The 21,853-nt window shown below is 62.3% G+C and carries 23 protein-coding genes; 14 read left to right on the top strand and 9 right to left on the bottom strand.

From position 1 onward, the window contains the following. Nucleotides 1-13: 13 nt before the first annotated feature. Complete coding sequence (locus tag ACK3SC_RS05680; RefSeq protein WP_416839146.1) at nt 14-2,086, bottom strand: prolyl oligopeptidase family serine peptidase; 2,073 nt, start codon at nt 2,084-2,086, stop codon at nt 14-16. A gap of 187 nt (nt 2,087-2,273) precedes the next feature. On the opposite strand from ACK3SC_RS05680, the gene ACK3SC_RS05675 reads away from it, so the two are divergent. The 3 genes from ACK3SC_RS05675 to ACK3SC_RS05665 all read left to right on the top strand — a co-directional run bounded on the left by ACK3SC_RS05675 (nt 2,274) and on the right by ACK3SC_RS05665 (nt 5,183). Then, entirely contained in the window at nt 2,274-2,720 is a 447-nt protein-coding gene (locus ACK3SC_RS05675; protein ID WP_416839145.1) for a transporter, read from the top strand. A 163-nt stretch (nt 2,721-2,883) separates the two neighbouring features. Then, complete coding sequence (locus ACK3SC_RS05670) at nt 2,884-3,348, top strand: PH domain-containing protein (protein ID WP_416839144.1); 465 nt, start codon at nt 2,884-2,886, stop codon at nt 3,346-3,348. Further along, nucleotides 3,345-5,183: a PH domain-containing protein gene (locus ACK3SC_RS05665; RefSeq protein WP_416839143.1), complete on the top strand. Its 1,839-nt coding sequence runs from the start codon at nt 3,345-3,347 to the stop codon at nt 5,181-5,183. Before ACK3SC_RS05670 ends, ACK3SC_RS05665 begins: the two co-directional genes overlap by 4 nt. On the opposite strand, the gene ACK3SC_RS05660 is transcribed toward ACK3SC_RS05665, so the two are convergent. Then, on the bottom strand, nt 5,180-5,344 hold the full coding sequence (locus tag ACK3SC_RS05660) for a hypothetical protein (RefSeq protein ID WP_416839142.1): 165 nt from the start codon (nt 5,342-5,344) through the stop codon (nt 5,180-5,182). The genes ACK3SC_RS05665 and ACK3SC_RS05660 overlap by 4 nt on opposite strands. A 129-nt stretch (nt 5,345-5,473) precedes the next feature. Between ACK3SC_RS05660 and ACK3SC_RS05655 the strand changes: the two genes are divergently transcribed. From ACK3SC_RS05655 to ACK3SC_RS05640, 4 genes are all read left to right on the top strand, one after another. Further along, complete coding sequence (locus tag ACK3SC_RS05655; protein ID WP_416839141.1) at nt 5,474-5,956, top strand: Lrp/AsnC family transcriptional regulator; 483 nt, start codon at nt 5,474-5,476, stop codon at nt 5,954-5,956. A 371-nt stretch (nt 5,957-6,327) separates the two neighbouring features. Next, nucleotides 6,328-7,815 (top strand): proton-conducting transporter membrane subunit, encoded by a 1,488-nt coding sequence (locus ACK3SC_RS05650; RefSeq protein WP_416839140.1) that lies wholly within the window; start codon nt 6,328-6,330, stop codon nt 7,813-7,815. Next, nucleotides 7,805-10,354, top strand: a complete 2,550-nt coding sequence (locus ACK3SC_RS05645) for a DUF2309 domain-containing protein (RefSeq protein WP_416839139.1) — start codon at nt 7,805-7,807, stop codon at nt 10,352-10,354. The genes ACK3SC_RS05650 and ACK3SC_RS05645 overlap by 11 nt, the downstream gene beginning before the upstream one ends. Before the next feature lie 99 nt (nt 10,355-10,453). Continuing rightward, nucleotides 10,454-11,149 (top strand): carbonic anhydrase, encoded by a 696-nt coding sequence (locus tag ACK3SC_RS05640; protein ID WP_416839138.1) that lies wholly within the window; start codon nt 10,454-10,456, stop codon nt 11,147-11,149. Nucleotides 11,150-11,251: 102 nt separating this feature from the next. Here ACK3SC_RS05640 and ACK3SC_RS05635 read toward each other — a convergent pair whose 3' ends face one another. After that, on the bottom strand, nt 11,252-11,911 hold the full coding sequence (locus ACK3SC_RS05635; protein ID WP_416839137.1) for a bifunctional 4-hydroxy-2-oxoglutarate aldolase/2-dehydro-3-deoxy-phosphogluconate aldolase: 660 nt from the start codon (nt 11,909-11,911) through the stop codon (nt 11,252-11,254). Nucleotides 11,912-12,077: 166 nt separating this feature from the next. Here ACK3SC_RS05635 and ACK3SC_RS05630 point away from each other — a divergent pair, with 166 nt between their 5' ends. Then, nucleotides 12,078-13,103 (top strand): S1C family serine protease, encoded by a 1,026-nt coding sequence (locus ACK3SC_RS05630; RefSeq protein WP_416839136.1) that lies wholly within the window; start codon nt 12,078-12,080, stop codon nt 13,101-13,103. Nucleotides 13,104-13,139: 36 nt separating this feature from the next. After that, nucleotides 13,140-13,559: a hypothetical protein gene (locus ACK3SC_RS05625; RefSeq protein ID WP_416839135.1), complete on the top strand. Its 420-nt coding sequence runs from the start codon at nt 13,140-13,142 to the stop codon at nt 13,557-13,559. 19 nt (nt 13,560-13,578) lie between these two features. On the opposite strand, the gene ACK3SC_RS05620 is transcribed toward ACK3SC_RS05625, so the two are convergent. From ACK3SC_RS05620 to ACK3SC_RS05595, 6 genes are all read right to left on the bottom strand, one after another. Then, a complete protein-coding gene (locus ACK3SC_RS05620; RefSeq protein ID WP_416839134.1) occupies nt 13,579-14,010 on the bottom strand; it encodes a universal stress protein in 432 nt (143 codons plus the stop codon). A 110-nt stretch (nt 14,011-14,120) separates the two neighbouring features. Beyond that, nucleotides 14,121-14,339, bottom strand: coding sequence for a hypothetical protein (locus ACK3SC_RS05615; RefSeq protein ID WP_416839946.1), 219 nt, complete (start codon nt 14,337-14,339; stop codon nt 14,121-14,123). A gap of 205 nt (nt 14,340-14,544) precedes the next feature. Continuing rightward, the gene (locus tag ACK3SC_RS05610) at nt 14,545-14,739 is read right to left on the bottom strand and encodes a CbaC protein (protein WP_416839133.1); all 195 of its coding nucleotides are present in this window, start codon (nt 14,737-14,739) and stop codon (nt 14,545-14,547) included. Further along, on the bottom strand, nt 14,736-16,508 hold the full coding sequence (locus tag ACK3SC_RS05605) for a b(o/a)3-type cytochrome-c oxidase subunit 1 (RefSeq protein ID WP_416839132.1): 1,773 nt from the start codon (nt 16,506-16,508) through the stop codon (nt 14,736-14,738). The genes ACK3SC_RS05610 and ACK3SC_RS05605 overlap by 4 nt, the downstream gene beginning before the upstream one ends. Continuing rightward, on the bottom strand, nt 16,508-17,041 hold the full coding sequence (locus ACK3SC_RS05600; RefSeq protein WP_416839131.1) for a cytochrome c oxidase subunit II: 534 nt from the start codon (nt 17,039-17,041) through the stop codon (nt 16,508-16,510). Before ACK3SC_RS05600 ends, ACK3SC_RS05605 begins: the two co-directional genes overlap by 1 nt. A gap of 1 nt (nt 17,042) precedes the next feature. Beyond that, a complete protein-coding gene (locus ACK3SC_RS05595; protein WP_416839130.1) occupies nt 17,043-17,333 on the bottom strand; it encodes a ba3-type terminal oxidase subunit CbaD in 291 nt (96 codons plus the stop codon). A 99-nt stretch (nt 17,334-17,432) separates the two neighbouring features. Between ACK3SC_RS05595 and ACK3SC_RS05590 the strand changes: the two genes are divergently transcribed. From ACK3SC_RS05590 to ACK3SC_RS05570, 5 genes are all read left to right on the top strand, one after another. Further along, nucleotides 17,433-17,651, top strand: a complete 219-nt coding sequence (locus tag ACK3SC_RS05590) for a hypothetical protein (protein WP_416839129.1) — start codon at nt 17,433-17,435, stop codon at nt 17,649-17,651. A 1-nt stretch (nt 17,652) separates the two neighbouring features. Beyond that, on the top strand, nt 17,653-18,447 hold the full coding sequence (locus tag ACK3SC_RS05585; RefSeq protein WP_416839128.1) for a sulfite exporter TauE/SafE family protein: 795 nt from the start codon (nt 17,653-17,655) through the stop codon (nt 18,445-18,447). 2 nt (nt 18,448-18,449) lie between these two features. Next, complete coding sequence (locus ACK3SC_RS05580) at nt 18,450-20,840, top strand: heavy metal translocating P-type ATPase (protein WP_416839126.1); 2,391 nt, start codon at nt 18,450-18,452, stop codon at nt 20,838-20,840. Between the two features lie 125 nt (nt 20,841-20,965). Continuing rightward, nucleotides 20,966-21,286, top strand: a complete 321-nt coding sequence (locus ACK3SC_RS05575; protein WP_416839125.1) for a hypothetical protein — start codon at nt 20,966-20,968, stop codon at nt 21,284-21,286. Nucleotides 21,287-21,381: 95 nt separating this feature from the next. Further along, nucleotides 21,382-21,822: a pyridoxamine 5'-phosphate oxidase family protein gene (locus ACK3SC_RS05570; protein WP_416839124.1), complete on the top strand. Its 441-nt coding sequence runs from the start codon at nt 21,382-21,384 to the stop codon at nt 21,820-21,822. Nucleotides 21,823-21,853: the final 31 nt, after the last annotated feature.

The raw sequence follows: 21,853 nt of genomic DNA, 5'->3' as shown, positions 1-21,853 counted from the left end.
CCGCCTCTTTGGCTCAGTCGTTGTCGAGGGCCGGGTCGTGGCGTTCGTACCACTCGATAATCTGCTCGAGACGGTGTGTCGCCCGTTCAGGCGTGCTAATCGCGTGGTGTTCGTCGGGATAGACGACGAGTTTCGCGTCGACACCCTGCGCCTTGGCCGAGACGTAGAGCTGTTCGGACTGACTCGGTGGGCAGCGCCAGTCTTGCCCGCCGGCCATGACGAGAAGCGGCGTGTCGATGTTGCCGGCGTCGGTAATCGCCGACGAAGCGTCGATAGCTTCGGGGGACTCCCACGGAAGGCCGTATTCGTGTTTGGTCCAGAGGTGGTTGTCGTCGGTGCCGTACGCGGACCGAAGGTCGTAGATGCCGTGTTCTGGAACCGCGGCGGTCAACAGGTCTGTCTGCGTGACGAGGTAGCCCTGTGCGATACCACCGTAGGAGATTCCGTAGCCGAAGACGCGGTCCGGGTTGGTCCACTCACGTGAGACGAGGTCGGTGACACCGGCGACGATGTCGTCGACTTCGACCGTTCCCCACTGGCCTCGAAGCTGTTCGGCGAACTCGCGGCCGTAGGAGGTGCCGCCGCGATAGTTTGGCCGGAAGACGAGATATCCCCGCGAGGTCAACACGGGGTGGTCGAACCTGAACTCGGGTTCGTCGTAGACGATTGGCCCGCCGTGGATGGCGACGACTGTCGGACGTGGGTCTGGGTCGTCGAAGTCGAAGTCAGTGGGCGCGTAGACGACGCCCGAGATCTCCCACCCGTCGCTCTCGAAGGTCACGCGTCGCACCTGCGGCATCTCGTACGCGTCCGTGATTTCTGAGTTGAGCGCAGAGAGGCGGACGAACGATTCGGCGTCCGACTCGTCTTCGGCGTCGACGTCGGCCAGCGAGAGGCCGTAGATGTCCCGGCCGGCGTCTGGGTCGGAGACGACCAGCCCCGCGTGACCGCCAGCGACGTGGAGTTGCTGAATTCCCCGGTAATCTCCCTGCGCGTCGAATACTCGCTCCGGAGCGTCCGCCTCCGGGTCGAACCGAACGAGTCGCGTCTTCCCTTCGTCGCCGACGAGCGTGTAGAGTTCGTCGTCCGAGGCCCAGTGCGGGGCAACACCCCACGCGACCGTCCGGTCCAGCGATGTCGAGACAGACCGAACGTCACCGGATTCGACTTCGGCGACGCGGAGTTCTCGTGGGATGTACCAGTTTTCGGGGTCGCCAGCCTGGAACGCGAGACGCGTGCCATCGGGACTCCACCGGGGGGAATCGAGCGCGCTGTCACCCGTCGTCACCTTCTCCGCGTTCGACCCGTCGGGGTCGATGACGAACACGTCCTGAATCATGGTGTCGTCTGGCTCGTCCGCGTCCGACGTGACGTACGCGATGCGGTCACTCGGCCCCCACGCGGGTTGGAGTCCGTCGAGGTCCGCAAACGCTCCCGCTGCCGCAGCCTCGTCGAGTCGTGCTGATTCGCCGGTGTCGAGGTCGACCACGAACAGATAGGTCGTGACCGTGTCCGTCCACCCGATACTGTTTATCTTGTGCTGGAGGCGCTCTGTCTCGATTGGACCGCCGTCCTTTCGCTGGTCGAGGTACTCCTGTTCGTCCTCGGTCGGGTCGCGCGCCGAGACGACGAGTCGGTCGCCCGCAGGCGACCAATCGAACTCCGAGACACCTTCGTCGAACGAGGTGAGTTGCATCGCGTCACCACCGAGTTCGAGGTCGAAACACCACACCTGCGGCTTCGGTTCGTCGCCGTTGGCGTCGCCCGGCGCGTCGTCGTCCTCGTCGTGTTCAGCGTCGGGGTCTGAAGCCTCCTCGGCATCTTCGCCCGTGCCTGAATCCTTCTCGGCATCTTCGTCGGCTTCTGCACCCTCCTCGGCGTCTGCGTCGTCGTCACCGTTGCCGACACGGCGAGTTACGTCTTCGTCGCGGGCAGCGACGAATGCCAGTCGATTGCCGTCGGGTGACCACTTCGGTGAGGCGGCACCCGGGAGGCGAGTGAGTCGGTGTGGGTCGCGAGACCCATCCGCTGGAACCACGTAGAGAGAGGCCACGCGCTCGTCAGCATCGGGGTCGAATTCGGCCACCGTGAACGCAATCTTCGAGCCGTCGGGCGAGGTGGACAGCCCCGTCGGAATCGTGAGGTCTCAAAGGAACCCAGCGGTAGTTCGTTTGACATGAAATGGCACACTCGGCCGGAGGACAAATGCGTTTGCGTCGGCGAACCCGTGCGAAGGTGAAACCTTCAAGCCCCACTGAACGAAGGCCTGTGACATGGCACTCATCGATACTGTGATGGCAACTGTCCACTTGCTCGTCGGTGGACTCTGGACGGGGAGCGTCCTCTTTTTCGCACTCTCGGTCCTGCCGACGGCCCGTTCAGGAGAAATCCGCGCCAGTGCGTTCGAATCAATCGTCTCTCGTCTCACGATGGGGTCGCGCGTCGCAGCACTGCTCATGTTCATCACCGGTGGCCACCTCGCCGGAACGCGCTACACCGTCGGGACGCTGACCGGGTCGGGCCGAGGCCACCTCGTCATCACGATGCTGGTCCTCTGGTTGGCTCTGACCGCACTCGTCGAGATCGGGCAGCGTCGGGCGAAAGACGGCCTCGTCCAGAAGAAGGTCCGCACGCCGGCAGAGAACGCTGCACCGTTTTATCTCGGCGCAGCGCTCGTCGCTGTCTTGCTCCTTCTCGACGCAGGACTCCTGCTGAACTGATTCTCGACTCGTTCGATTTCGACTCCTTCGAACGACGCGGAGTCGACCACTTCCAGAGCGACGCGGTTACAATCCGCACGCGAACCCCGGAGCGGCCACAGATATTTATCTACTGCAGGCCACCCCTGAACTATAGTATGTTCCCGTCCACGGAGGGGTTCCGATGAATCGCCTCCATCCTCGTATTCGTCTTCTCTGGGTCGCTCGCGCAGTCATCTTCGCGCTCGTCGCCGGGGCGGTGGCCGCAGCGGGAGTGTTGTTTACGCCACTGCCGATTCCAACGTTCGCCCCCGTGGCGATTAGTTTCGTCTTACTCGTCGTCGGCGTCCCCTACGCGTTGCTCCGCTACCGTGCGTGGGGATACGAGATTCGCGACGACTCGCTGTACCTCCAGCGCGGCGTCCTCACGAAAGTGTACACCGTCGTCCCGTACGTCCGCGTCCAGCACGTCGATTCGGCGCGGGGACCACTCGAGCGTCTCATCGGACTCGCGTCGACCATCGTCTACACCGCCGGGTCTCGCGGGGCGGACGTTTCGATACCCGGATTGACGCCAGACGGGGCTGAAGACTTACAGGACCGGCTGAAACACCTCGCCATCCGTGCCGAGGGCGACGACGCGGTATGACCCACCTCTCGCCTCTCTCGGTTCCGTACCGGGCGGCACAGCGCAGCATTAGCATCGCCTTCGCGCTCGTGTTCATCGCCTTCTCGGGCGGAACCGCCTTCGGCGGGATTCTCGGGGGACTCAGTGCCGTTGCACTCGGTGGGATTGCCGTTCTCGCCATCGCTGGCTACGAGTTCGCGTACTACGAGCGATTCGAATACGAACTCACCGAAGACACGCTCGATATTCAGTCTGGGGTCTTCTCCCGTCGGAATCGAGAGATACCCTATCGGCGCATCCAGAACGTCGATATCTCTCGAAACGTCGCTCAGCGCCTCTTCGGACTGGCTGCCGTTGACCTCGAAACCGCAGGCGGTGGTGAGACTGAAGGAAGCCTTCGATTCGTCACCTACGAGGAAGCCCAGCGCATCCAGAAGCAAGTCGCCCGCCTGAAACGCGGAGACATCTCGCCTGACGCCCCAGAACCAGACCGAGAACTCCTCTTCGAGTTGACACCGCGTGAACTCGGTCTCGTCGGTGCGCTCTCGTTCGACCTGCGTCTCCCCGGCATCGTCTTCCTCTTCGCAACGAGTTTCTTCCCCGTCGTCGCCTCGTTCGTGGACGTGCCCGTTCCAGCACGGGGTCTCGCCGCGGGTATCTTCGGTATCGTCGCGCTCGCGGTCCTCGTCGCGCTCGCTTCGTGGGCGGTCGGGTTCGTCTCTGCCGTCCTGAACTACTACGGGTTCCGCCTGACTCGCGTTGGTGACGAACTTCAGTACGAGCGCGGCCTCATCCAGCAGTACACCGGGTCGATTCCAATCGACAAACTGCAGACGCTCACCATCGAGGACAACCCGCTGAAGCGCCGGTTCGGCTATGCGACACTCCTCGTCGAGACGGCAGGATACGCACCCGGGTCGGACAGCGGTGCTGGAGGAAATCGCGGTCGGCGCGGGTCTGAAGCAGCGATTCCGCTCGCCAGTCGTGACCGGGTTCGCTCGCTCGTCGAAGAGATAGAGGGCGTCTCCGAACCGACGTTCGAACGGCCTCCATCACGAATTCGTCGCCGCTACGTCGTCCGCTACTTGCTCGGCGTAGGGGCCATCGTCGCCGGCCTCTACGGGGCGAACACCCTCTTCGGCGGAGTCCCGTGGTTCCTTCCGCTTGGACTGATTCCCGTCGCTGCCGTGGCCGGCGTCTACCAGTGGAGACATCGCGGCCGCGCCCTCACCGAGAACCACTTCGTCACACGAAACGGCTTCTGGAAGCGTGAGATGCGGTTCGTTCCGTACTACCGCATTCAAACGGTCATCGAAACACGAACTATCTTCCAGCGTCGATGGCGCGTTTCGACGGTTACGGCCGACACGGCCGGCAGTCTCTCCATCGTCGGTGGCGACGCGGCGGCAGTCGATATCGAAGCGGACGACGCTGCCGAACTCAGAAACGAACTGAACGACCGCCTCCGCGACGCACTCGCCGCACGTCGTGAAGAACGACGGCGCACTCGACAGGCGGCACTCGATATCGAGACGGCAGAGCCCGAGAGTGAGCGAGACAGCTCGACCACCGATGCGGTGATACCTGACGGCCAAATCGCGTCTGGACTGATAGACGAGGCCGAACCCGAACCGGATGTCGATGCCGACGATGAAGACGGCGACGGTGCAACCGGTGAGAGCCAGGTCGACGCCGACGAGGGAGAATCGCGCGACGATGAGGGTAGCCCCGACGACGAAGAAGAACCGAGCGGCGAAGAAGACGCCGCGGGCGGCGAGACGGGGTCCGACGCTGACCAGTTCATCTGGGGCGAATCCGTCACGAATGGACGCGACGACGAACGCGCCGAGCGCTAGTCGAGGAACACCTGAAACTCGGCGGCGCGTCCGTCTGGGTCGTCCGCGAAGAACTGGTAGATTCCGTCGGCGTCGTTCTCCTGAGGACTGCCACGAGCAACGTCCGCGAGGGCATCGTGCATCTCGTCCACGTCGGATTTCGACTCGGAAACGAGACACATGGTGCGACGTTCCCGGGCAAAATCGTTCTGGGCAGCAGATTTGAGACACGACTTGGAGAGCAGTGCGGACGGTCGGTGGCCGACGCTGTGGAGCAAAATATCTTTCTCACGTCATCGAGACGTACGACCATGACTGACCACAGTATCGACGACGTGGACCGCGCGATTCTCCACGCCCTGCAGGAGGACGCGCGTAATCTGTCGTCGGCCGAAATCGCAGAACGGTCTGGAACGTCCGACAGTACCGTTCGAAAGCGCATCAAGCGCCTCGAAGAGAAGGGAGTCGTCAAAGGATACCACGCCGCAATCGACTACCAGGAGTCGGGATTCCCGTTCAAGATGCTCCTGTTTTGTACCGCACCGATTCCCAAACGAGGAGAGATGATACAGGACGTGTTGTCTATCGACGGCGTCGTCTCCGTACAGGAACTGGTCACCGGCGAGAAGAACCTCCTCGTCACGGTCGTCGGCGAAAACGACGACGACGTCACACCAGTCGCACAGGAACTCCTCGACCTCGGACTGACCGTCGCCGACGAGGTGCTCGTCCGAACGCACAAGACGACGCCGTTCGGTGGGTTCACGAGAGAGAAACCCTCGCAACCCGAGTGACCGAAGCGCAGAACCATCGCGAAGACCGCCGTCTTTTCACACCACTGCGGCTGAGTCCGAACGGTCTGTTCAGTGAGTTCAGAAATTCGAACGAAACGTGCGTCGAAACGGAGACAGAACTCGCGGGTGCGGACAGCGGTGGCGACGACGCACACCCAGAAACCCCGGGTGTCTAGGACGTTCCTGCCCGATTTTGTGGTACTTGGTAACACATACTATAATGTTCTTTCATGGCCTATTTTGAGAACAATATGTTCGAATAGATGGTTTTAATAATGGATACGTTCGTGTTGTGGGTGAGAAGAGGACAGTTTGTGTTTGGCCGCTCACGGCGAGGGGTCGACTGACGGACTGCTCACAGCCCACAAACGATGACAGACGAGACGAACTCACACCGGGTCGGACCGCTTCCGAAGACGGCGACTGCGTCGCCACGGCTCCCGCTCGCGCTCACGCGACTCGTGTGGTCCATGTGGGCTGTGAGCCTCGTTGTGGCCGTGCTCCGACTCTCTAGTTCCGAGAGTTGGTCTCTGCTCGGGGTGTTCTCGGTCGACGGCCTGACCGTCGTGATGTGGGTCGTCGTGACGTTCTTCAGTGGAATCGTCCACAGCTACTCACGGCGCTACATGGCCGGAGACAGTGCGCTCAACAGATTCTTCGGCACCGTGTTCGCGTTCACGCTCGTCGTGATGGCGCTCGTCGCGACAGATTCGCTCGTCGTGTTCGTGGCGCTGTGGCTGACGATGGGACTGGTGATGGCCACCCTCATCGGTCACGTCGACTCCTGGCGGCACGCGCGTACGGCAGCGACACACGCTCGTCGCTCCTTCGTGGGAAGCAGTGCGTTGCTGGCTGTCTCCTTCGCCGCGTTGTGGTGGCAGACCGGCGCGACGACGATTTCTGGTGTCGCTGCTGCCGAGATTACACCCACTGTGACCGTTCTGGTCGCGGTTGCGGCCCTCCTGCTGGCGGCGATGATTCAGTCCGCACTGCTCCCGTTCCACACGTGGCTACTGTCGTCGATGACCGCGCCGACACCAGCGTCGGCACTGATGCACGCCGGGTTCGTCAACGCAGGAGGTATCCTGTTACTCCGGTTCGCACCAGTCGTCACTACCGACGGCGGCTTCATGCTGGCAATCGTGGTCGTAGGCGCGACGAGTGCCCTCCTCGGAAAGCTGCTGAAGACCGTCCAGACGGACATCAAGAGCCAACTCGGCTGTTCGACGGTCGGACAGATGGGGTTCATGTTCGTCCAAGCGGGACTCGGATTCTTCGGGGCTGCCATCACGCACCTCATCTTGCACGGATTCTACAAGGCGTACCAGTTCCTCTCCGCGGGGAGCAGCGTCGAACAGAAGGCACCCGGTAAAAAGAGCGACACCGCTCAGTCCTCCGGTGTTGCAGGTGTCGCCGCGACGGTGCTGACCGCACTGGCAGGTGGCGTCCTGTTCGCCGTCGCGACCGGCGAGGGAACGGAATTCGATAGCGGCCTGATACTCGCAGGACTCGTCGTGCTGACGACGATGCACGCCGCATGCGAGATGGTGCGCCACACTGACCTGCCTGCGTCCCTTCGCTACGGAGCCGTTCCGCTGGTGTTCCTGCCAGCAATCGCGGTGTACGCGTCGGTGTACACCGTCATCGAGCACGCCCTCGTGGGGGTCCCACTCGTCACCGCCCCCACCGAACTGACACCCGTTCACGTCGCCGTCGCCGCGGCGTTCCTCCTGACGTACGTCGTCATCGAGAGTGGCGTCTACCGCCGGAGCACGCGCCTCTACGTGGCCCTCGTGAACGCGACCCGTCCTGCACCCGGAACAATCGTGACGAACAGAGAGGAGTACAATGAGTACTGACGAATCCATTCGCGACACCATCGAACAGGCTGCAACGACTGTCGGGTCGGTCTGGCCGCTTCACTCCTTCGTGACGGCCAATCCACTCAGTGGCTTCGAAGACCGCCCGTTCCACGAGGCCGTTCAAGAGGCCGAGCGTCTGTTTGGCGGTCAGGGCTACCCGAGTGCAGACGTGTTTCGCGCAGCGCTCGAGACGGGCCAAATCGACCCCGAAACGCTTCGGAACGAACTGCGTGCACACGGATACGAGGCAGACCCGTCGGCTCTTCTGGCACGCATGGAGACCGAGGAGACGCAACCAGCGCACGCTCACGAGGACGAAAAATCAGGGCCACACGACACCGTCGACGCGGTTCTGACGAAGTGGCTCGCTGCCTTCCTCGACGAGGGCCACGCTTCGTGGTCGATGCCGAACCGTGACCGTGGGTTCTACGCCGCGTTTCGTTCTGTTGCGCGCTACGACCAGTCACTCCCCGACCGGGAAGTAGTTGCAGTGCTTCCGGACGACCCGGCCGAGGCGATCGAACAGGTCATCTCGACGTATCCACGGGACGAGTTGACCGACCTCTTCGAGTTCCACCTCAGCAGGCTTCCGGGCTGGACCGGATTCATCAAACAGCGGGCCGCCAGTGACAGGGACTGGCAGACGACGTACCCCATCACGCTCACAGAGTATCTGGCCGTTCGGTTGGTCCTCACCGACTGCTTCGATGCACCGCTCGAACCGCCGACGCCCGAATCGGAATCTGTACGTACCGAAGAGGGCTCACAGTCCAGAGGCGACGTTCCACTCGCGGAACTCTGGTTGAACGCGTGGGAGGCCACGTATCGCACCCAACTCGTCGAGGCGATTACCGAACAGCACCAGTCGACGCCCGCACCCGGAGACAGTGAGGCCGCACACGCTCCGGATGAGGCCGTACACGTTCTTGGAGACGGTGGGCGGCCGGATGCACAGCTCGTCTTCTGTATCGACACGCGCTCGGAGGTCATCCGCCGGCACGTCGAGAACGCGGGTGCCTACGAAACCTACGGCTACGCTGGCTTCTTCGGCATCCCGATGCGCTACCAGGGCTACGACTCCGGGGTCACGATAGACGCCTGCCCGCCGATTCTCGACGCCCAGCATTACGTCGCCGACACTCCAGTCGAGGGATGTGACCACGAACACGAGCGATACGACACGTGGGCGAACAGCACGCGCGCTGCCGCGAACGTCCTCAAGTCGCTCAAGTCGAACGCTGCGACCGTGTTCAGCTTCGTCGAGAGTGCTGGCAGTGCCTACGGCCTCGCACTCACTGCACGGACGCTCTTTCCGGCGCGGGTGTACGATTTCCTCAGTGCTACCTCAGCGCGGATTCCCTCCTCCGAGGACTTCTGTGCGCCAGCACTCGACTACGACCCGGACGCCGACGGCGACCTGCCACACGGACTCTCCACGGCGGAGAAAGTCGAGTACGCCGCCACTGCGTTCGAACTGATGGGATGGGACGAGTTCGCCCGCGTCGTCGCATTCGTCGGCCACGCCAGTCAGACCGCGAACAATCCGTTCGAGTCCAGTCTCGACTGTGGTGCCTGTGCCGGTAACGCCGGCGGCCCGAACGCTCGCGTCCTCGCGGCAATCTGCAACGACGACGACGTCAAGTCCGAACTCCGTGACCGCGGATTCGACATCCCCTCGGACACCGTCTTCGTCGCCGGCGAACACAACACCACGACCGACGACGTGACGCTCTTTACCGAACCTGTCCCGGAGAGTCACGAGACCGACGTCGAACAACTCCAGTCCGACCTCGAAACTGCTCGCGCCGGGGCGGCCGAAGAGCGGACCCAATCGATGGGTGCGTCGTCGCCCGGGACTCGCGAGACAGAACGCCGTGCCACAGACTGGGCTGAAACGCGGCCCGAGTGGGGACTCGCCGGCAACGCAGGTTTCGTCGTCGGGCCCCGTTCGCTCACGCAGGGTCTCGACCTCGACGGCCGTTCGTTCCTCCACTCGTACGACTGGCGGACCGACGAATCGGGCGAGGCACTGGCAGCCATCGTGAACGGACCGATGGTCGTCACCCAGTGGATCAACATGCAGTACTACTTCTCGACCGTGGACACAGCGGTCTTCGGCAGCGGGTCGAAAGTCACCCACAACCCAGTCGGAAACGTCGGCGTCTATCAGGGCAACGGCGGTGACCTGATGACGGGACTGCCGCTCCAGTCGGTCATGACGGCAGACGACGAGCCGTATCACCAGCCGCTTCGCCTCTCAGTCGTGATTCACGCCCCGGTCGAACGGATGACTGCCGTCCTCGCAGAGAACCCTGTCGTCACGGAACTGCTGGACAACGGTTGGCTCTCGCTGACCGTCGTCGACCCCACGCAGAACGATACGTCGTATCAGTACGACGGGGACCTGACGTGGACGACCGACGTGACGCAGGACGGCCGCGACGCCCCCGGTGAACCTGAACCGGAACAAGAAACGGAACCAGAAGCAAAAACGGCAGACAAGCCGCTCGCACCGCAGATGGCGGCCGACGACTGACTGGATGGGCGGTCTGTCTCCCGTTCGGTAGTGAGCCCCAGTGGTGATTTTTCGTCCCTTCCCCCAGTATTTACCTCTGAAGAGCGAGAGTTCACTGCAATGTCGAATTCGGTACTGGAATCGCTCTTGACTGGAAACGAGTACTACGTCGAGCACCTCGACGCAGACCACTTCACGGGGGTTCGAGACGTGCAAGAACCCCCGGTCGTCTCTGTCGGCTGCTCGGATTCTCGCGTTCCGGTCGGTGCACTCTGGAATACCGACGAGGCGGGGACGCTCTTCAAATCGGTCAACATCGCCAATCAGGCGTGGACCGAAATCGATGGCTCACTCGTCGTCAACGACGTCGTTGGCTATGCAGTCGCCGAACTCGGTGTCTCGGACATCGTCATTCTCGGACACACGGGATGCGGCGGAGTCACGGCAGCCTACGAATCCGTCGTCGCTGACGGAGCGAAAGAGTTCCCGGTGGCGGTCGAAGCGGCCGTCTCGCGTCTCGTCCCACTGGTCGAAGAAGCGCGTGAACTGGGACTGTTCGACGAGGACACCCCGACGGGCGACGCGGTCAATCGACTCGTCGAGTACGCCGTCGTCCGGCAAGTCGAGTTCCTCGTCGAGAGCGACGAAATCCCCGAATCGACCGACTGTTGGGGCTTCGTCTACGACTTTCAGCACGCTTACGGCGACGAGGATGGTGCAACCTACCTCGTCGCGGTCAATGGTGAGTCGGACCCGGAGCGGGTCGCAGAGCGGGTTCCAGAGAAATTCGAGAGACGAGTCCGGTCGCTTCGGTGAAAAAGCAAATCGCTTCTGCGTACAACCGGGTCGCTTCGGTGAAAAAGCAAATCGCTTCTGCGTACAACCGGGTCGCTTCGGTGAGTAACCGAGTCACCCGGTTCAGTCCTGCCGAGCGTCGTCGATAATCTGCGAGAACTCGCGTGCCGTCTCGGTGATGGTCTCGAAGTCGCCGTTGGCGATGGCTTCGTCGTCCATGAGTGCACCACCCGCGCCGACGACGACAGCACCCGCTTCGATGTAGTCTGCGGCGTTGTCGAGTCCGACGCCGCCAGTCGGCATCATCGGAATCTGTGGAAGTGGCCCTTTCATGCTCTTGAGGTGCCCCGGACCGAGTGACGACGCCGGGAAGACTTTCACGAGGTCCGCGCCCGCCGAATAGGCGTCGACGGCCTCTGTCGGCGTCATGATACCCGGTGCGACGAGCGTCCCGTATCGGTTACACGTCTCGACGACGCTCTCGTCGAAGTTCGGTCCGACGACGAACTCGGCACCGGCCTGAATGGCCGCGTTCGCCGTCGGCGCGTCGAGGACCGTCCCCGCGCCGACGATTGCTTCGTCGTCCGAAAACGACGCTGAAACCTCGCTGATGAGCTCCATCGCGTCGGGATTGTCGGCCGTTATCTCGTAGGCGGTGACGCCGCCCTCTTTCAACGCGTCGGCCACGTCGATGATGGTATCGGCGTCTGCGCCTCGCATCACTGCGACGACGCCGCTATCGGCGATTCGCTGCATGTTCTCGTGTACGTCGAGAGTGACCATCGTTGGACCAACATTTACTACAGAAGTTAATAAAATGGGGTACCTCTGCCAACTATTCGTGAGATTTCCTTGGTGGATGTCATCACGCGACATGCTCAAATCGTCTCGGCACTAACCTGAGGTAAGTGACAGCAGATGGCGTGTGCTGTCTCGCTGTCGCACTACCATGTCCACTCACTCCGATTTCGAAGGACTGTACCGCGACGTTATTCCATCCGTCGTCTCCGTCTACGTCGGCGGGCGTCGCCGGCCGGGCGGTGCCGGAAGCGCGTTCGTCTACGACGACCAGCACCTCGTGACGAACGAACACGTCTCTCGGCTCGCTGACGAGACCAAGTCGAACCGCGTCGAACTCCGGTTTGCCGACGGGTCGTGGCGCGTCGGCAAAGTCGTCGGTTCAGACGTGTACACCGACCTCGCCGTCGTCGCCGTCGACGACTTGCCCGCAGACGCCGTCGCACTCCGACTGGCGACCGAAAACCCGTCACCCGGCCGGCCCGTCGCCGCACTCGGCAACCCGCTCGGCCTCGAAGGGTCCATCTCGGCAGGCATCGTCTCCGGGGCGAACCGATCGCTTCACACCTCGAACGGATTCGCCATCCCAGATGTCGTCCAGACGGACGCCCCCATCAACCCCGGAAACTCGGGCGGGCCACTCGTCGGGTTCAGAGACGACAGTGATGGCCCCCCGTACGAAGTCGTCGGCGTCAACCGTGCGAAACAGGGAGACAACATCGGATTCGCCGTCTCACCGGTCATCGCTAATCGCATCCTCCCAGACCTCGTGACCGATGGCTTCTACCGCCACTCGTATCTCCGGACGCGCACCCTCGACGTGACGCCGTCTATCGCCGAAGCGAACGGTCTCGATGCCCCTCGTGGCGTCCTCGTCGTCGGGTCGGCGGCCGCAGACAGCGGGTCCGAACTCCTGCGTGGGTGTTACGAGAAGACAGAACTCGGCGGCTGGGAGATCCCCGTCGGCGGCGACGTTATCGTCGCTATCGAAGGCAACGAGGTTCGCGCACACGAAGAACTGATGCGCTATCTCATCACCGAGACTCGACCCGGCGAACCCGTCGCAATCGACGTCCTCCGCGACGGCGAGCCGATGACACTCGTCGTCGAACTCGACGAACGTCCGTCAGTCAACGGGAACGGTCGAGACGGCGGCAGTCAAATCCCCATCGAATAACTACTGTTTTGACATTACGCGCCCAATACCTCCGCTGTGCCTTCTCAGTTCGATGACCCGGCAGACGGTGCAGACGACGCAGCTGGTGCCACGAGTGACATCTCATCTGCCACGTCGCTCTTCGACGAAATCGCCCCGTTCAGACTCGCCATCGGCGTCGTGTTCGTCGCGTTCGTCGTCTACGCGGTCGTTTCGGGGTGGATTTCGGCAACATCTCCTGACGCAATCGGTGTTGCGCTCCTCTGTCTCGTCTTTCTCTCCGGTGGGTTCGTTCCGTTCAACTCGACACTCGCCTACTACGTCAGCCAATCTGCGGCATTCATGCTCTGGGGCGTGCTCAGACTGCTGTTTGGTGGCATCGACCTCGTCCCGATGATACTCGGTGTGTTCGGCGCAGTTGGCGTCGTCATCTATGGTCGGCGTGCGCTCAGCGACGGACTCCGTGCACAGGTCTGACCAACTGAGGTTCCTTCGCTCACTCTCGAACGGTCATCACCGGAACGCGGGAGAGGCGGACGACTCGTTCTGTAGTGCTCCCTAAAATCGCGTGTTCGAGACCCGTTCGACCGTGCGTCGCCATCACGACGAGGTCGATATCGTCCTCGTCGATTGCATCGAGTATCTCTCGATGGGGCACGCCGATTCGAACGGCCGTTCGACAAGAGACATCCTCGTCGCTTGCGAGTGAAGCGATTTCGTCGACAGCACTCTCCGCTGCGTCTCGAAGACTCGCCTGTACCCGTTCGACCGGGATATCGGCGGTCGTCCACAGACCGAGGTCACTGGCGTCGATAACCGAGAGAGCGTGGAGTTCTGCCCCGTACGTGGACGCGATGTCGATACCACGGCGGGCGGCAGCGAGCGACCGGGCACTGCCATCGGTCGGAACGAGGACAGACGAATACATGTCACTCTATTGGTGTGCAATAGCAATGGCTTTTCCGCGGCACCACCGCTGTCGGCCACGGCTACAGGCGTCGATATCTCCGAGAGAATGGCGGCTCCGAACGGGTGGGGTTAGACGCGGGTGCGTGGTTTCGGCACAGTCTTCCGCACTGCCACGGCGGACAGGACGAGGAGTCCACCGAACAGGATGGAGACGAACAGTTCAGGGGCGACGGTCAGGCCGCCGACGCCACCGACTGTACTGAACAGTGCGTAGCCGGCGACGACCGTGAGGACGATGCCGATGACGACTGCAAGGCCAATTCCCGCTTTCATCAGGTCGAGTTTCATGCTCACCTACTCCTACAGCCTGTAATTCAATATAGAGGCAGAGTGGTTCCCAATCACCGGGAACAGTCGAGTTCGCTGCCCAAATTTAACGCCCTTTCATAAGTGATTCTGTGAGTCACGACGAGCTGTCGTGCATGGCCGTCTGCCAAAAATGATGGCGCTGAACGATTCGAGGCGAACGTGGTGAGTCGCGTCAGCGACGTGATTACGACGCCGACTCGGAGTTCTCGCCGTACAGTCCGTACAGGACGAACATGAGGGCGAGGAAGAGGAACTCGATGACTGCCACTGCAATCAGCGGCAGTTCGATGTTGAAGAATCCTGCAATCGTCCGCAGTTCGATTGCTATCGGGACGCTGATGGCGATGATGATGAGCGACGTCGCCTTGGTGAGTCTCATGCAATGACCCCCACGAGCGTGTTGACAGCGTCAGTCAGCACCATCGCCGTGAGGTCAAGACCTGCGGAGATGGTGGCCGGAACGGGGAGACCACCACCGAAGAGGCCGCCGCCGTTTTGGATGATAGCCGCCACCGGCAACGTGTACGCGAGGATGACGAGGAGCACCGCGATTCCGGTCCACATCGTCAGGTTGTCGAGGATGCGCGGACTGCCTTCGGGGCCCGAAAGCGGTTCTGGGAGGTACTCGTCGACCGGGCGGTCGGACTCCTCGCCGAACGCGGTCAGGAGCATGTTGAACAGGAACAGCACCACCGACAGGAACAGAAGCGTCCCACCGAGGGCAATCTGCACGCGAAGTTCGAAGATACTCCCAATCGGCGTCAGGAACTCGAAGTTCTGGTACTGCGGTTCTGCAGTACGGCGTGGGATGCCGGCGAGGCCAGCACGGTGCATCGCGTTCGACATGAAGACCATGCCGACGAACCACATAACGACCTGCAAGAGTCCGATAGGCCGACTGTAGAGTTTCGTCCCCGTGAGTTGCGGGACCAGCCAGTACGACCCCGCCATCATCGTCAGGGCGACAGCAGTCCCGACGGTGAGGTGGAAGTGCCCGGGAACCCACAGCGTGTTGTGGATGAGGTAGTTGATGTTCATCCCGGCGTTGATCATGCCGGAGAACCCACCGGCGGCGAACAGAATCCCCGCGAACGCCATGCCGGTGAAGGCGGGGTCACGCCACGGGAGCGCGCCGAGCCATCGGAGGTAGCCTTCGCCGCCGCGCTGTCGTGCACCGTGTTCCATACTGGCGACTGCGGTGAACGCCGTCAGCAACGACGGAAGGAGCAGGAACATCGTGTTCGTCATCGCGATGAACTTGAAGCCCTCCGCGATACCGGGGTCGAGGTACTGGTGGTGAATCCCGACTGGCGTCGAGAGTAAGAGGAACAGCAAGAACACGACGCGTGCGAGCGGGTCGCTAAAGAGACGACCACCCGAGAGTTTCGGGAGGATGGTGTACCACATCATGTACGCCGGCATCAGCCAGAAGTAGACGATAGGGTGGCCGAAGTACCAGAACAGCGTTCTGGTGAGAAGCGGGTTGACACTCGGGATGAGCCCGAGCGACCACGGAATGAGGAAGAACACCACCGAGATGGCGATGCCGACAGTCGAGACGTACCACATAATCATGGTCGTCAGAACCATGAACGTCTGCAGCGGGATGCGTTCACCAGCGTGGTTTTGCCGCCACGCACGGTAGGACATGAACCAGTCAGCGCCCGCAAGCCACGTTCCGACGACGAACATCGCCAGCCCGATGTAGAACAACGGGTGTGCTTGCAGTGGCGCGTAGAACGTGAACAGCACGTCTGCACTCATCCCGAGATTCGGGACGAACCCACCGAGAATCGCGATGGTGGTGAGCACTGTTCCGGTGGTCATCAGCCCGAACCACGCCCACGAGAACAGGTAGCTCTCGGCAGGGCGATCCAGACTCCGTGCAGTTGCCCAGTGGAAGAACCCACAGAGGAAGAAGATGGTGAACACGATCGCGAGCAAGACGCCGTGTCCGGTCAGCATCGTGTAGTAGTCTGCAGAGTCGATGACGCGGAGGATGTTCGTCCGGTGCAGTGCCTGGACGAGTCCGAAGAACGCGCCGATTCCGAGGGCGACGAACGAGACGAGGAACGTCGCTCTGACGATTGCTGCTTCCCTGGGGAATCTATCGACGAACGTTCGGCTCGTCGCTGAACCGGTCGCCATCAGTTCTCACCCTCCTGTTGTTGCTGTTCGTACCAACTGTCGAATTCACTCTGTTCCATGACGACGAGTTTGCCTTCCATGACGTGGTGACCGGAGCCACAGTATTCGTTACAAAGGAGCCCGTATTCACCGGGTTCGCCGAACTCGACGGTGAACTCGGCGACTTGACCGGGGATTGCCATCGTGTTCGCGTTCGTTCCGACGACTTCGAATCCGTGAATGACGTCCCCCGCAGTCACGTGGAACGTGACCGTACTCCCTGCAGGGACGCGAATGGGTTCGGACGTGCCGGGTTCGAAGACGAACTGACGGGCGACGACGTAAACGTCGTACTGGTTCTCGCCAGTCTTCTCGACACCGGGGTCACTGAACTTCGGGTGTTCGTCGAGCCTCGCCGGGTCGACAGTGCCACCCTTGTCGTCTATCATGTCGATGCCTGCGCCTGCTGCCCCGTACGTGATGGTGGCGATGAAGCCAACGATGAGGACGAGCGCGAGTGCGAGCCAGAGCTTCTCGTAGGCGTGAATCTCCATCTTAGCCCACCACCGTCAAACCCCGTCCGAGGAACTCGATGAAGTACATGAACACCCACATCGAGAGCAGGATAGCCATGTAGATGAGAACGAGCACGAGCGTTCCGACCGGGTCGAAATCGTCGTGGTCTATCTGGCGCACGATACCGTCGTCGGCCGTCCCGACGATAGAATCCACAGGTGGTTCTGAAGAACGATGTTTCGACGCCGCATCAGCCGGAGCGTCTCCCGAGCCGGCTGCCCGTGAGACAGGGGACGCGGCGCTCCCCTCTGCTGTCGAATCAACGGCCATACACCCTCTTGAGCAAGTACACACCTTCAAAGCCGCAGGCAATTCCCACCGAGTTAGAATAGGCGAAATCCGAAACACAGTGCCTGTGTATCAACCGATATGGAACTGACTCCACGCCGTGCTGGAACGGTTGCACTCCTTGCACTCTTACCGGTCATCGTCTTTGGAGCCACGAAGAACCTCCTCGCAGGGGCCGTCACCGCGATCAACGTCCTGCTCATCGCGGCGGTTATCTATCTCTTGATGAGTCCGACCGACGGCGGACACAATCACGACCACGACGCGGAGCACGACGCAGACCAAGAACAGGCCGTGTGAGATGAACGGTGGACTGACTCCGCCTGTCCTCCCGGCAAATCCACCAGAAGCGCTGGCGTTTCTCGTCGTTGGCCTCCTCGGCGGTGCACACTGTCTGGGAATGTGCGGCCCGCTCGTGAGTGTCTACACCGACAGATTGAGCGACCGAGCAGGCACGGACTCACTCACGCTCTACCACGTTCGGCAACACGCGCTGTTCAACGTCGGCCGAGCACTGAGTTACGCCGCTATCGGCGCGCTGGTCGCACTCGTGGGCGGGGTGTTCTTCGGTGCGTTCGACACACTCGCCACCGTCGGAACCGGCGTCCGCGCCACGACGGGACTGCTCGTCGGAACGGCCATCATCCTCACGGGAGTCGGCTATCTCGTCGGCCGGTCAGCAGCGATCGACCGACTCACACCAGCACCACTGACACGCGTGTTCGGGCGCGTGAGTGGGTGGGCGACCTCGCATGTAGACCGCCTCGTCGGTGGCCCACGAATCCTCGGACTGGGGGCGATACACGGCCTCCTCCCGTGTCCAATCATCTATCCCGCCTATCTCTATGCGTTCGCCACCGGTGACCCGATTCGCGCAGCAGCGTTGCTCGCACTGCTCGGACTGGGGACGATACCGACGCTGTTCCTCTATGGGACGCTCCTCGGACAGGTCTCTGCGCGACGCCGGACAGCACTTCACCGGGCGCTCGGCGCGGCCTTTCTCGTCCTCGGATACATCCCGCTGTCGCACGGATTGATGCTGTTGGGAGTCTCGGTCCCACACCTTCACATTCCCTTCTATCAACCACTCGGGTGAACATGGCGACGAAGACTCGGTCGCGTGACGACGCTGGCGGCGACGACAGCGGCTGCGACCTCTGTGGGATTCCGACGCCGACGCCGCCCGTGACGGGAGACGACGTGGCAGGCGAGTTCTGTTGTCGCGGATGTCTCGAAATCACCCGCACGCTCGGCGATGCCGCGAGTGCCGACCCAGAGACGGTCGAGCGCGAACTCGCCGGCGAAGACGAGTCGGTTCCGGAAGACGCCGAACGGGCCTACATGGCCGTCGATGGGATGCACTGCGCCACCTGTGAGGCGTTCGTCTCTGGGACGGCACGAACCTGCGATGGCGTCTACGCCGCAGATGCGAGTTACGCCAACGACATGATTCGCGTCACCTACGACCCGAAGACGACCAATCTCGACGACCTCTCGGGGACGCTCGCCCGCTACGGCTACGGGACTCGCGACCCGAACGAACGCGAGGCAGCAGACCGGTCTGACAACCAGGTCGCACGGTTCGTCATCGGCGGCGGCGTCTTCGGGATGATGGTGATGCTGTGGTACGTGCTGTTTCTGTATCCGACCTACGTCGGATTCTCACCGGTGGTCGAACTCGGGTCGTTCGACAGCGTCTACATCCTCGGCAACATCTGGGTGATGACCTCTGTCGTCCTCTTTTACACCGGCTTCCCAATCCTCAGAGGCGCAGTCGTCAGCCTGCGGGCCGGGCAACCGAACATGGACCTCCTCGTCTCACTGGCGGCGACGAGTGCGTACGTCTACTCGACTGCTGCCGTCATCGTCGGGCAGACGCACGTCTACTTCGACGTGACAGTCGCTATCATCCTCGTCGTGACGCTCGGAACCTACTACGAAGACCGTATCAAGCGGAAGGCGGCCGGGATGCTCTCAGACCTCGCCGCCTCGCGCGTCTCTGCGGCCCGCCGACGAACCGCCGAGGGTGTCGAAACAGTCGCCATCGACGACCTCGAACCGGGCGATATCCTCGACGTTCGACCGGGAGAGCGCGTCCCCGTCGATGGAACAGTGAAAGAGGGAACCGCCGCAGTGGACGAAGCACTCGTCACAGGCGAGTCGATGCCGCGGACGAAACGCGTCGGCGACGACGTTCTGGGCGGCACTGTCGTCACCGACCGACCGCTCGTCGTCGAAGTCGGCGACGACGCGACGAGCACGCTCGACCGACTGGTCGAACTCCTCTGGGACATCCAGAGCGCGCGCTCCGGCGTGCAACGACTGGCCGACAAACTGGCCACAATCTTCGTCCCCACTGTCCTCCTCCTCGCACTGCTCGCGTTCGCGTGGACGCTCCTGCGTGGCGAGTCTGCGACGGCCGCACTCCTCGTCGGACTCACCGTACTCATCGTCTCGTGTCCGTGTGCACTCGGTCTCGCAACGCCGCTTGCCGTCGCGTCAGGTATCAAAGAAGCGGCGAGTCGCGGCATCGTCGTCGCATCCGACGCAGTATTCGAAGCAGTTCCGGACGTGGACGTCGTCGTCTTCGACAAGACGGGGACGCTGACCGACGGCGACATGGCCGTCCTTCGAATCGACGGCGACGACGACGCACTTCGGGTTGCCGCCGCGCTCGAACGGTTTTCGGCACACCCACTCGCGTCGGCAATCGTCGCGGCAGCAGACAATGCCGGCCTCGACGTTCCCGAAGTTCCTGCAGACGACGCCGTCGTCCACGACCGAGGAGTCACGGGAACCATCGACGGCGAACGGGTCGTCGTCGGCCACCCGACACTCCTCCGTGACGAAGGGTTCACGCTCGGGTCTGACGCCGAGTCGGCAATCGATGCTGCCCGCGACGAAGGCGCGGTTCCTGTCGTCGTTGGAGTGGGGGAAGCGGTTCGCGCAGTCCTCGTCGTCGGTGACGAACCGCGCGACGCGTGGGACGACGTGGTCGCCGCCGTCGCCGACAACGGGAGACGAGACATCGTCGTCCTCACGGGCGACTCCGAACGCGCAGCACGTCGATTCCGCGACCACCCGGACGTGACCGATGTGTTTGCGGGCGTCCCACCGGAAGCGAAAGCCGAGACGGTCGAGCGCCTTCGAAGTCGTGGCACTGTCGCGATGGTCGGTGACGGAAGTAACGACGCACCCGCCCTCGCCGCCGCAGACATCGGTATCGCACTCGGGTCGGGGACTGATATCGCCGGTGATGCTGCCGACGCAGTGCTCGTCGGCCGCGACATCGACGCGATTCCATCGGTGTTCTCGCTGTCTGCGGGCGTCAACCGACGCATTCGCGGCAACCTGCTGTGGGCGTTCGGCTACAACGCAGTCGCCATCCCGTTGGCGGCACTCGGACTCCTCAACCCGCTTTTCGCCGCCATCGCGATGGGAACGTCGAGTCTCCTCGTCGTCGTCAACTCCGCTCGGTCACTGGACTGACGTCGGTGACTTGGACTGCCCTCGGTGGTGTCTAACGACTCGAACGTCGTCTATTCCACATTCCGACACCTCAGACACTGCCGGGAACGGACCAATCAAGTGCTCCCACACCGTCGTGTGAGACGATGACTACCGACCCCTTCTCACTCTCGGTCCCGGGGGGGTGGCGTATCTCTATCGAGACGGACGTCGACGACTCGAGCGGCCGGGTTATCTACGAATCACCCGACGAAGACTATCGGGTCGTCATCACCGAGTTCGCCCGCGGGCTGGCACTCTACTGGTGGGTTGATATCTTCGCCTCCGCGGGCGGCGAATGGCACCGACGAGAAGTCGGCCTCGGAGATTCCTTCCGCGACACTGATGCCGTCGCCGCCGCTGCTCAGGACGCGCTCGACGGCCTCACACAACGGACCCGGTCCCTCGAAACACTCCTCGAAGACTGAACTCCCTCGGTGTGGCCCTCTCACCGAACAACCGATTCGAATCGCGCCACACGGCCGGGACATCCATTCATGTGACAGGAGAGCGAAGTGAGTGCATGGAAGACATCGAGTACGTCTACACGGTGGGGATGGACGCCAAGACCGTCGCTGCGCGACTGGACGAATCCCCGTCCGGTGTCCTGTCACTCGCAGACGGTGGGCGAGCGTACGCGATTCCCGTCCACGTCACGTTCGACGACGCCGGGGGAAGACTGCTCTTCCGACTGAGTGACGACGGCCACAGCGAGAAGATGGCGTTCGTCGAGACCACGGACGAAGCGACGTTCATCTGTTACGACGACTGCGGCGACGAATCGTGGAGCATCATGGCACGGGGGACAGTTCGCGTCCTCCCCAACGAGGACCTCCCCGACGACGCGACGATCAACGAACTGTACGGCGATGTCCGCATCTTCGACGAAGACGTAACCGACCTCAAACTCCACATCATCGAACTCACGATAGACGAGTTGACCGGGCGCGAAACGCCACGGTAACGGTCGTCGTCCACGGTGACGGTCGTCGTGA

It is taken from the genome of Haloferax sp. DFSO52 (assembly GCF_048158745.1).
Taxonomy (GTDB): domain Archaea; phylum Halobacteriota; class Halobacteria; order Halobacteriales; family Haloferacaceae; genus Haloferax.
The sequence above is the reverse complement of the archived record's forward strand: the minus strand, read 5'-3'. Positions and strand labels throughout refer to the sequence as shown.